Origin of the sequence: Sphingobacterium sp. UBA5670 (assembly GCF_002420705.1) — a bacterium.
Lineage (GTDB): Bacteria > Bacteroidota > Bacteroidia > Sphingobacteriales > Sphingobacteriaceae > Sphingobacterium.
Genome location: NZ_DIIM01000019.1, coordinates 1 through 12,299, shown reverse-complemented (window position 1 = coordinate 12,299; position 12,299 = coordinate 1). Strand labels below are relative to the sequence as shown.

Genomic DNA, 12,299 nt, shown 5'->3' with positions numbered 1-12,299 from the left:
TATGTCCAACTTTCATCGTTATCTCTGTAGTCTACTCTTTATTTGTGTTGTTTTCAGTAGTGAGGCCCAAAAATTAAGTCACATCAGAGGTCAAATTATCGGTGAAGATAAACAGGCCATTCCATACGTAAATATCAGCCTTCATCAAGCAAAAGATGGTACATTAACGAAAACTATCGTCGCAGATAGTACCGGGCATTTTATTTTCGGTGACACAAAGGCAGGCCGTTATTATATAAAAGTAAAAAGCATCACCCATCAAGAGACCTTTAGTCCACATTTCAGTTTAGATGAACAACTTGGCGGATACGATCTCGGCCAGATTGTGCTATTGATGAATAATGCTTATTTAGCAGAAGTGTTGGTCCAACGCAAAAAGCAATTTATAGAACAGCAAAGGGATAAACTGGTATTCAATGTTGAAAACTCTATGCTTGCTGATGGCAATAATGGACTTGAACTACTCAACAAGCTACCAGGTGTAACCGCAGATGACAACGGTACCTTAAGCATTAAAGGGAAATCAGGTACTTCAGTAATGATCAATGGAAAATTGACTTATCTTTCCGGTGACCAACTGGCCAACCTATTGCGCAGCACATCTTCCATTGATATCAGCAAAATTGAGCTTATGTCCAACCCTAGTGCAAAACAAGATGCAGCTGGTTCAGCAGGAATTATCAATATTGTTTTAAAAAAAGGAATAAAGCAAGGATGGAACGGTTCTATTTCCCTCAATGGTGGCGCAGGCCGAGGGCCACATCTTGGCGGTAGTCTCAATTTAAATTACCGCACGGAGAAACTAAATGTATTCGCGATCTATAATCAGTATCATCAGAACCTTGAGTATTTTAACTCCCTCACACGCTACTTCTATTCGGATCAGAGTAACCTCCCCGAATCTTATACACAGCAGGAAAATAAAATACAGCCAAAGCTGCGGTCGAACAATTTTAGAGCCGGTATAGATTATAACATAGATTCCAAACAGACACTTGGCGTACTCATCAACGGCGGATTTGGTAAATACCCGAAGTATGAACCTACAACAAATAGCTTCAGAAACTTTGACGATAATCAATTAATATGGTCTTCATCTACGATAACGGAAGGGAAAGAGCGCTGGCGGGATATGCTCTACAATATCAACTACACGGTCAAATTTAATGAGAAAGGGCACGAACTAAAAATCGACCTCGATCTTGTCGACCATTATTCCAAAATGGATCAGCAGCTAAACACGAATTATACGAAAGCAGATGGCACCCCGCTCAACCAACCGTCGTCACGTCAAGGAGACATTCCCTCAGACAATAAAGTGTACGTCGCCAAGTTGGATTATACACTGCCCCTGGCCGAAGGGTATAAACTGGAGACAGGCTGGAAAGCTAGTCATGTCCGTACAGAAAATGACCTGCATTACGATACACTGCAAAACGGTCAATTTGTCCCCGACCTGACAACAAGCAATCATTTCGTTTACAAAGAAACAATACGAGCGGGTTATATCAATTTATCCAAAAGCTGGACTAAAATTTCGGCACAGGTTGGTCTGCGAGGAGAACACACACGTACATCAGGCAATCAAATCACGCTGAATGAACAATTTGAAAAATCCTATTTCAAGCTATTTCCATCAGCATTTCTAACCTATACCCTCAATGAAAAAAACAAATTGCAGACAAGCTACAGCTACCGTGTGCAAAGACCATCATTTTGGGATCTCAATCCATTTCGTGTATATACCGATCCTTTCTCCTATTCGGAAGGCAATGCCCGTCTGAATCCTGCCTATGAACATGCATTTGAGCTAGGCTATACTTTTTCCAATAAATATATTTTCACACTGAATTATGCCTCAAGAACTGATGTTGTCAATGACATACTTGGAAGAGATTTATCCAATCCGTATATAACTTACGAGCGGCCAGAGAATATCGGCTCATTCAAAAACTTCGGAGTTTCCTTTATTGCTCCCACCCAATTGACAAGTTGGTGGTCTGCAACACATTTCGCTAACATTTACCAGAATAAATATGAAATCCCACAGGACGAAGGACTGATTAGCCGTAAAGGCAATACGCTGACCATGAATAGCCAGAATACATTCAAATTACCGAAAGACTGGTCGATAGAAATGGGCGGAAGCTACGCTTCCGGATTGACAATAGGATTAAGCCAAATCAAGAGCTATGGCCAGTTATATACCGGAATCCAAAAGAACATTCTCAATAAAAAGGCCTCCATTAAGCTGGTGGTAAATGATATTTTTAGAACTAACAGCCGTCGATACGAAACAGTTTCTTCAGCAATTCGGCTTGTTGGGCGATCAAATCCCGACAGCAGGACAGCCATCCTATCCTTCAATTATCGTTTTGGAGGAAATGGAGAAACAAACAGCCAGCGTTCAACTGGATCCGAAGAGATCAAAAATCGACTCTAAACTCGTGACAGTTAGCTAACTTTATACTAATGCCAAATTTTGTACCTTTGTAAAAAATTATCGAAGATGTCGGTCAAGATTGGTGAAAATATTGATTTGGGTGAATTCCCTTTGTTATTAGCTCCCATGGAGGATGTAAGTGATCCACCATTTCGCTATGTGTGTAAACAGAATGGTGTGGATTTAATGTATACTGAATTTATTTCTTCAGAAGGACTCATCCGTGATGCTGCCAAATCTGTTCAAAAGTTAGATATTTTTGAATATGAGCGACCTATTGGTATCCAGATCTTCGGCGGAGACATTGAAAGTATGCGTCAATCGGCTGAAATCTGTACAAAAGCGGGCCCCAATTTAATCGATATCAATTATGGATGTCCTGTTAAAAAAGTAGTCTGCAAAGGAGCCGGCTCATCTCTTTTACAGGATATTGATAAAATGGTTGCCATGACCAAAGCAGTCGTTGAAGCGACAGATCTGCCTGTGACAGTGAAAACACGCCTTGGCTGGGATGACAGCACAAAAAATGTGTATGAGGTTGCCGAAAGATTACAAGACGTCGGCATCAAAGCACTTGCAATTCATGGACGTACACGTGCACAGCTGTACAAAGGTCAGGCAGACTGGTCCATGATTCGCGATATCAAAAGGAATCCACGCATCAAGATTCCAATATTTGGAAACGGTGACGTTGACTCTGTCGAAAAAGCGGCAGCTTGGCGCCAAGAATTTGAAGTAGATGGCATTATGATTGGTCGTGCTGCGATTGGATATCCTTGGATTTTTAGAGAAATAAAGCATTTTTTCAATACAGGTGAGCGTCTGGAAGGTCCTACAATTGCAGAACGCGTCGAGGTATGTAGAACGCATTTGAACAAATCCATCGAATGGAAAGGTGATAAGCTAGGCATTTTTGAAATGCGTAGACATTATGCGAATTACTTCAAAGGAATCCCTAATTTTAAAGAGTACCGAATGAAACTGGTTAGTTTGCAAAGCCAAGCAGAGATCCTTGAGGTACTACATGAGATCGAACATAACTTGTTTGCTGAGCTCGTATAAGTTCAAACCATTATAGTTTAAAAGAAAAAGGTCGTGCTTAACTTAAATAGCACGACCTTTTCTTTTATGCAGTTTTCTTTAGAAACTGCTTAAGTTGATTTCGCTCCATGAGAAATACCCCGCCGATATAAGCTAATAAGAGTCCATTGCCGACAAAGGCATTATGATTAAATATAAAGTAAGATAGATAAGAGAAACATATGCCTACCAATATATATAGTAGAATCTTACCCAGTTTATAGGGTATAGGATAATGTTTCTGCCCCCATACATAAGATAGTACAACCATAGAAAAATAGGCTAAAAATGTCACGATCGATGCGCCTACATAACTATATCTAGGAATCAGATAATAGTTGGCCACAATGGTTATTCCTGCACCTACGAGTGAAATATACAAGGCATATCGCGTTTGGTCTGAAAGCTTATACCATACCGAAAGATTCATATAAATACCCAACAGAACATAATTGAACAACAAGAGGGGAACGATGAAAAGTCCGGACCAATATAGATCACGGGTCTCCGCATTACCTTTTATAAAATATTTCAACCAGTCTATATTCGCTGTAATACCCAGCATGACCAACATCATGGCTATTACAAAATATTCCATAATCAAGGCATAAGTCTTCTTTGCATTTGCGTTCTTTGCATAAGAAAAGAAAAATGGTTCAGCTCCCAACCGAAAAGCCTGAACAAAAATACTCAGAAACATCGCTAGTTTTCCAACGGCACCGTATATACCTAAATCGCGATCTCCTATATCTTTTGGCAGATAAATTGGTAATACAATCTTATCTAAATTTTCATTGATGATATAAGAAATATTGGCTATTAAAATCGGAAAGCTATACGATAGCATTTTTAATATTAGCTGCTTTTCCGGTTTAAAATAAAAACCTCTCATTTCGGGAAGAAGCAATAAAAAGGTAGCTGCACTTGCTACAATATTGGATATAAAAACATAACCAATCCATTCATTCCTGTACCAGCCGGAACACCAAGTCCCCAAGAAGCCACCTTCTTTTATTAAATAGGGAACAAGGGCTATAAAGAACAGATTCAGCAGAACCATAATACCAATGTTAGCTAGTTTAATAGCACCAAATCGAATAGGTCTTCCTTCCGATCTTAATTTTGCAAACGGAACAATAGCCAGAGCATCCAGTGCCAATATGAGGGCAAAGTACTTCACATAGCACTCGTAATCTGCATTATAAGTTCCCTTATTCAACCAGCTACCAATAGTGCCCGCAAAGACAATGGCCGTTATAAAAAATAATGTGGCCAGCGAGGCTATAACGATAAAACTATTATTAAAAACCTGCTTTTTATCTTTTTCTTCGACTTTTTGAAGAAATCTAAAAAACGTAGTCTCCATTCCAAATGCCAAAACAGCATTGATCATGGAGGCCCAAGCATACATATTCGTAAATATTCCGTAGGATGTAGGTGGATATTTGAGGACATATAATGGTGTCATAACGAAATATAGCATACGAGCTATAATCGTACTCAGGCCATAGATCATGGTCTGACCAGCGAACTTTTTTAGTACTGACAAAGTAAAAAAGATTTAGGATTGAACTCTTTTAACTACCTCAAAATTAGAAAAGCTCTTCAGTTCACTTTCCTTGACTTCTACACTTTCAACAATGGCACCTTCGGGGCCCTCTTGGCAGAACTCCAACAATGAATCCAATGCAAAATCATCGCCCTCGGCTTCAATATAAACAGAACCATCTTTTAAATTGACAACAAAGCCTCTAACACCTACCTGATCTGCCACTGCTTTCGTTGTCAATCTAAAAAAGACTCCCTGAACTTTACCCCTTATTGAAATATTCAAATGTTTCATCTGTAACTTATTTTTATTCCATCGATCAGATGGAGCGTACTATAACTATAGTTTTAAGACTATAATTATAGACGTTTCATAAGGGCAAAAGTACAGAAGTTTTTGTAGAATTAAATACTAAGCTAGACGTTTAACTTTAACATTGTCATGCAGACGCATATGCTCCATCCCTTGCAACAATACGATACCTGGTTTTTTACCGACCTCTAACGACCCAAACTCATCCTGAATATTTAATGCAATAGCGCCGTTAATAGTAGCCCATTGAATAGTCTGTAAGAAATCAAGTTCCTCAAAGTGCGCATGCAATACTTTCAGCTCTTCAAGGATAGATAAGGTATCGTTTGAAGCTAAACTATCCGTTCCGATCACCAGACGCTGCCCAGCATTCATAAAATTCTGAACTTTTGGCAATGTCCCCTCAATATAAAGATTTGCTTTTGGACATAAACACCACACCACATCACGGTCCATACGTTCGACAAAATCTAAATCTTTTAACGAAGTATAGGTATTATGAACCAACAGCAATCTATTCGGATAAGGCAAATAAGGAAGATAAGACTGAATGGAATTTCTCGCCTGCGCTTTAATCGAATCAGCATTTTTTCCAATACGCTTATAAAAGTCTAAGAATTCACCCATTTTATAACGGAACAGCTTATTCTCCTCTTCACTTTCTTGATTGTGAATACTGATAATATTTGTTTCCGGAACCATTTTCTTGAATTTTTTGAAAAGTACCTTCGAACAAGAATAAGGTGCGTGGGGTGTAATGGATACATGACCATTCCTAAACTCTTGGGTTAATGATTTGGCCTCTTTTAATTTAAAATCAGCTTCCTCAGGTTCAACTCCCAATACTTCCACAAATGTGTGGTAGAGGATTTGTGAATCTTCCTTCAATTTTGAGGAATTATCAGTATTAGCATGATCCCCAACAGCGACAATACCATTTTCGTACATCTCCCTATCAGCTTTTGCCATAGCATCATCTATTTTCTTCATCGATGCCGATCGCGTTGTCATCACCTTACTCAAAAAGTTCGGAAGCCCCGTGCCTTTAGGAACGTTACCTTTCATATGCGACAATTCGATGTGACAATGTGCATTGATAAAACCTGGAATTATCACTCCTTCATATTTCTCAACCTTAGCTTTATCTGTAGGTGTAAATGAAGTCGGGTCATAGATACCTTGAATTACCCCCTCCTCATCCACCGAAACAATACCGTCTTTTATCGGCATTGCAGTAATCGGTAGAATATAATTAGCGCTTAAATATTTTAACATTTTATCTCCTCACTATCAATTTAGTAACTAAAAAAATTTGACCTGTATGAATACATACCTCTAGTAGAAAAATTCATGCCAAGGTACCTAAAAAGAACAATAAATACCAAAAACTACAATTTGCATAAAAATTTAAACCAAAACGAAATAACAAAGCAAATATGCCCATTTTTCATTTGTCATAAATTACTTCTTTATACAGCATTTCAATTTTAAATTTATATATTCGCAGCATCGAATAGGGGTGCCTTGTTTTGTCAGGAACACAAATAAAGGCTGAGATTATACCCAACAGATTAAATTCTGTACACCTGATCCAGATAATGCTGGCGTAGGGAGAGGTTAGTTAAATAGTGCGGTCATAGTAACCCCTTGCTATGATTTGTTTAACTCAAACAAAATACATTACCATGATCAAATTTTTGATTTGTAGCTCCTTAGCTACTATTTCAAGCCAAGTTGCTATTGCGCAACAGAATCTGACAATTAAAACTGTAGACAAGACCAATCAGAAGCCCTTACAGCATGTTTCCGTGTCCATCGATGGTCAAGCTTCTTTTGCCGGCCAATCGGACAAAAATGGGCTGATTAAACTCTATCACATCAATACAGGTAAACACCATCTCCAATTATCATCCGTAGGTTATAAAACATGGAGCCGAAATGTGGATGTTAAAAACAATTTGGAACTTATTGTCCAATTAGAACCTGCTACAATTCAAATGGAAGAGGTACTTGTACAATCTACCCGTGCCAAAAGAAATGCTCCCACAACCTTTAAAAATATCAATAAAGAGGAAATATCTCGTAATAACCTCGGCCAAGATATCCCATTCCTTTTAAACCAGACGCCATCTGTTCAGGTAAATTCCGATGCCGGTGCCGGCATAGGTTATACCGGAATGACAATCAGAGGCTCGGACAACCAACGAATCAACGTAACATTAAATGGCATTCCTCTAAACGACGCAGAGAGCATGGGATCGTTTTTTGTCAACCTGCCCGACTTTGCCTCTTCTACCGAGAGCATCCAAGTTCAGCGTGGTATTGGGACTTCGACGAATGGTGCCGGATCATTTGGAGCCTCATTAAATATTCAGTCCAATACTTTAGTCGAAACCCCTTACGCAGAACTCAACAATTCATTTGGCTCCTATAATACCTGGAAAAATACAGTCAAGGTAGGTACCGGACTAATTAACGACAAATTTGCCTTCAATGCCAGATTATCTCGAATCAGTAGCGATGGTTATATCGAGAGAGGTAGTTCAGACTTACAATCTTTCTATGTGGACGGAGGTTATTATGGCAAGAAACATATTTTAAAAGGAATTGTATTCTGGGGAAAAGAAAAGACCTATCAAGCCTGGAATGGCGTTCCCGAACCATTGATTACTGGCGATCGATCGCGCATGGATGACTATGCAGATAATGCACTCGAAATCTCCGGCGCGGATAAGGATCGTTTCATGAACGCTGGCCGGAATTATAACCTATACACGTATAAAAACCAAACAGATAATTATACACAGAAACATCATCAACTTCATTACACCAATATCCTGAACGACAAATTGACGCTCAATACAGCCTTACACTATACAAGAGGTTATGGTTACTATGAAGAAATGAGACCGGGAGATAAACTAAGTAAATACGGTTTGCCTAACGTCATCATTGGTAAGGATACCATACAAAAAACAGATCTCGTCCGTAGGAGATGGCTTGATAATTATTTTTACGGCATGACTTATGCCCTAAATTACAGACCGAATGATCAGCTTGAAATAACTTGGGGGGGAGCTTATAATCAATACAAAGGAAAACACTATGGCCAGGTGATATGGGCACAATATGCATCAACCGGTTTTCTTGACGACAAATATTACTTCGGGAAATCACAAAAAAATGATTTCAGCAATTTCTTAAAAGTCGATTACAAACTAGACAAATGGATATTAATGGCCGATATTCAATATCGAAATGTAGATTACCACATGTATGGTGACGATGATAAGGTGAAAAATTATAATTATCATCCTAAGTTCAATTTCTTGAACCCTAAAGCTGGTGCAACTTATTTGCTAAATGATCATTCAAATGTATACGCGTCCTATGCCTTTGCACAAAAAGAACCTGTTCGCAAAGATTTTATAGAGAAAAATAGCGCTTTACCTGACCCTACGCCGGAGAAAATGCAGGACATCGAATTTGGCTATCGCTTTACAAATGAGAAATTCAACATCGGATTAAATGGATATGGCATGTTTTACAAGGATCAGTTGATCCCAACTGGTGAAATCAGCGATACAGGTTCTCCGATTCGACAAAATGTCAAAGATAGTTATAGAATGGGGCTTGAGTTCGATGGATCATGGAACATCAACAAGCAGTTCAATTGGAAAGCAACAGCTAGTTTCAGCCAAAATAAAATTAAAGATTTTGAAGAGGTAATCGGTGATACAAGGATATTTTATTCAAAAACAAACATTGCTTTATCGCCGGGAACTATATTGTCAAGTAACCTTTCTTATAGTCCAATAACATCACTTACATTTTCGCTCCTGTCCAAATTTGTGGGACAACAATATCTAGACAATTCAGCGGCAAAAGAAAGAAGCATTTCTTCTTATTTTGTCAACAATCTGTTAGCGAACTATAGCTTTACAGCACTCGGCATCAAAAACATTAGTGCAACTTTACAGGTCAACAACATCTTCAACGAAAAGTACGAAGCCAATGGCTACACCTTTGGTTGGATGGAAGGTGATACCCGAAAATATTATAATTTTTATTTTCCTCAAGCACCAACGAATTTCCTACTGGGCCTAAACTTCAAATTCTAAAATACCTTTTTACAAGAGCTTCATGATTCCGTAAACATCAACAGCTATGAAAGCGGAACGAAGGTTCTTTCTAACCAAATACGTTAGAAAATAAACCTCCCTTTTTCCATTAGGAGAAAGGGAGGTTTATTTTATGCAGGCGATAAATTGAATTTCCCATCGTGTTTGACAATTGGAATTTTTAACTTTGATTTTATACTTTTCATTATGCGCGCAGTTATTCAACGAGTAAAACACGCTTCTTGCACTGTCGATAATAAGATTACCGGCCAGATTCAAAAAGGCTTTATGATCTTATTGGGAGTCGAAGAAGCAGACACAATAGAAGATCTCAAATGGCTAGGACAAAAGTTTATTAATTTAAGAGTCTTTGAAGACGAACAGGGCTTGATGAATAAATCAATACTGGATATTGACGGAAGCATTCTTCTGATATCACAATTTACGCTTTTTGCCCAAACAAAAAAAGGAAACAGACCTTCCTTTATCAGAGCAGCGAAACCGGATAAAGCCAAACCTATGTATGAAGAGATGGCTAAACTATTAAGCCAATTACTTCAAAAAGAAGTTCAGCTTGGGATTTTCGGAGCAGATATGAAAATAGAGCTTCTAAATGATGGTCCAGTTACCATCATCATGGACACAAAAGATAAGGACAACTTTTAATTTTTTATTGAATAAGATGACAATTAAAGAAGCACAGGAAGTTATTGATAAATGGATCAATAGTACCGGAGTACGTTATTTCAACGAATTGACCAATACTGCCATACTGATGGAAGAAGTCGGTGAGGTCGCTAGAATAATGGCAAGACAATATGGAGAACAATCGTTCAAAAAATCAGATAAAGAAGTCAACTTAGCGGATGAAATGGCAGATGTATTATTCGTTTTAATGTGCCTAGCCAATCAAACCGGAATTGACTTGACAGAAGCATTAGAGCAAAATCTCCAAAAGAAATCAATTCGCGATGCCGACCGGCATAAAAACAATGACAAACTTAAATAATCGCTTGATAGCATTATGTATGCAACACCTTGAGATGCTATTTAAATTCTTAAATCGAAAACAATGTATAAATTTATAACCTATTCGCTCGTAGCTAGCATATTCCTTGCTTCTTGTGCAACAAAACAGCAGCTAAATTCCAGTGTTGAGCAGGCAAGTACATTTAATAAGGCCGCGGTAGTCACTGCGCATCCCTTGGCTTCGGAAGTTGGAGTAAAGATTTTAAAACAAGGTGGAAATGCGATAGACGCTGCAGTTGCAGTACAATTTGCACTTGCAGTGGTTTATCCCAATGCAGGAAATATTGGCGGAGGGGGCTTTATGCTCTATCGTGATCATAGTGGCCAATTGGATGCGCTGGACTTTCGCGAGAAAGCTCCTTTGAAAGCATCACGGGATATGTATCTTGATGCGCAAGGCAATGTTATTCCAGAACTGAGCCTATATAGTCAATTAGCATCAGGTATTCCCGGTTCTGTCGCAGGGATGTGGGAAGCACACAAAAAGTATGGCAAATTACAGTGGAAAGATCTCCTACTCCCCGCAATCCAACTAGCCAGAACAGGTTTTAAAATCAGTCAAAGACAAGCCAATGAGTTTGAAAGCCATAAAGATCGTTTTGTCAAGCTGAATCCCTCCGGCGCAGCGATTATCAAAACTACCCTATGGAAGCCGGGAGACCTGTTTATTCAGGAGGCACTTGCAACAACATTGGAAAGAATTTCAAATGATGGTCGAGACGGTTTCTATAAAGGTAAAACAGCAGATTTACTTGTCGCTGAAATGGGGCAAGGAAAAGGAATTATTACACACCAAGATCTCTTGGATTACCAAGCGCTATGGCGCAGCCCAATTCACACAAGTTACAGGGGATATAAGGTCATTTCCATGCCTCCGCCTTCCAGTGGAGGAACATCTCTTTTAGCCCTGCTCAAATCAGTCGAACAGTTTCCCCTTCAACGTTGGGGCTTTCAAAAAGATTCAACCGTTCGAATCATGGTGGAGGCCGAACGTTATGTCTATGCCAATAGAGCCAAATATTTAGGAGATCCTGATTTCATCAAGGTGCCTGTCCAACAACTTATTGACTCCAGTTCTAATGCAAGTAAACTCAATGCATTTAATTTCCATAAAGCGACATTAAGTAAAGATGTCAATGCTGACGTCATTCCTGGCTATGAAAGCGAGCAAACAACACATTTTAATATTGTTGACGCACAAGGGAATGCTGTCTCTATCACAACGACGCTTAATGACTCCTATGGCTCGGGAGTATTTGTTGCCGGTGCAGGTTTCCTGTTGAACAATGAAATGGACGATTTTTCAGTTAAAGCCGGCATACCGAATATGTATGGATTGACAGGTGAAAAGGCAAATGAGATTCAGCCAGGAAAAAGAATGCTCAGTTCGATGACACCTACAATTGTAGAAAAAGATGGCAAGCTATTTATGGTCGTGGGAACACCAGGCGGATCGACTATCATTACATCTGTTTTTCAGACCATACTAAACGTCATCGATTTTGGAAAGAATGCACAGGCAGCTGTGAGCGTGCCAAGATTTCATCATCAATGGCTTCCTGACCGAATTGACGTAGAAACCAATGCTATTGAGAGCAACTTACGCGATCTCTTAGTAAAAGACGGCTACATAATAAATCCGAGAGGAACAATAGGCCGTGTAGAAAATATTCTTATTCTTCCAAACGGAAAACTGCAGACGGGTGCTGATCCGCGCGGAGATGATACAGCGAAAGGTTATTAAATATAAAAGAGCGGCTCGTTT

The 12,299-nt window shown here is 39.0% G+C and carries 9 protein-coding genes; 6 read left to right on the top strand and 3 right to left on the bottom strand.

What is annotated here, in order from left to right; genetic code table 11:
• Window position 1: 1 nt before the first annotated feature.
• Together B3C94_RS16035 and dusB are read left to right on the top strand one after the other, a co-directional pair.
• Window positions 2–2,443: an outer membrane beta-barrel family protein gene (locus B3C94_RS16035; protein WP_293905425.1), complete on the top strand. Its 2,442-nt coding sequence runs from the start codon at window positions 2–4 to the stop codon at window positions 2,441–2,443.
• 66 nt (window positions 2,444–2,509) lie between these two features.
• Entirely contained in the window at window positions 2,510–3,505 is a 996-nt protein-coding gene (gene dusB / locus B3C94_RS16030; protein ID WP_293905423.1) for a tRNA dihydrouridine synthase DusB, read from the top strand.
• 64 nt (window positions 3,506–3,569) lie between these two features.
• On the opposite strand, the gene B3C94_RS16025 is transcribed toward dusB, so the two are convergent.
• From B3C94_RS16025 to B3C94_RS16015, 3 genes are all read right to left on the bottom strand, one after another.
• The gene (locus B3C94_RS16025) at window positions 3,570–5,039 is read right to left on the bottom strand and encodes a lipopolysaccharide biosynthesis protein (protein WP_293905707.1); all 1,470 of its coding nucleotides are present in this window, start codon (window positions 5,037–5,039) and stop codon (window positions 3,570–3,572) included.
• A gap of 45 nt (window positions 5,040–5,084) precedes the next feature.
• A complete protein-coding gene (locus B3C94_RS16020; RefSeq protein WP_293905421.1) occupies window positions 5,085–5,366 on the bottom strand; it encodes an acylphosphatase in 282 nt (93 codons plus the stop codon).
• 117 nt (window positions 5,367–5,483) lie between these two features.
• Entirely contained in the window at window positions 5,484–6,659 is a 1,176-nt protein-coding gene (locus tag B3C94_RS16015) for an amidohydrolase family protein (protein ID WP_293905419.1), read from the bottom strand.
• Between the two features lie 410 nt (window positions 6,660–7,069).
• Here B3C94_RS16015 and B3C94_RS16010 point away from each other — a divergent pair, with 410 nt between their 5' ends.
• The 4 genes from B3C94_RS16010 (at window position 7,070) to ggt (ending at window position 12,278) form a co-directional block, all read left to right on the top strand.
• Window positions 7,070–9,505 carry a TonB-dependent receptor gene (locus tag B3C94_RS16010; protein WP_293905417.1) on the top strand — a complete coding sequence of 812 codons (2,436 nt, stop codon included), beginning with the start codon at window positions 7,070–7,072 and terminating at the stop codon, window positions 9,503–9,505.
• Window positions 9,506–9,712: 207 nt separating this feature from the next.
• Window positions 9,713–10,171 (top strand): D-aminoacyl-tRNA deacylase, encoded by a 459-nt coding sequence (dtd, locus tag B3C94_RS16005; protein ID WP_293905415.1) that lies wholly within the window; start codon window positions 9,713–9,715, stop codon window positions 10,169–10,171.
• A gap of 16 nt (window positions 10,172–10,187) precedes the next feature.
• Entirely contained in the window at window positions 10,188–10,514 is a 327-nt protein-coding gene (locus tag B3C94_RS16000) for a nucleotide pyrophosphohydrolase (RefSeq protein WP_293905413.1), read from the top strand.
• 63 nt (window positions 10,515–10,577) lie between these two features.
• Window positions 10,578–12,278, top strand: a complete 1,701-nt coding sequence (gene ggt / locus B3C94_RS15995; RefSeq protein ID WP_293905411.1) for a gamma-glutamyltransferase — start codon at window positions 10,578–10,580, stop codon at window positions 12,276–12,278.
• Window positions 12,279–12,299 lie beyond the last annotated feature (21 nt).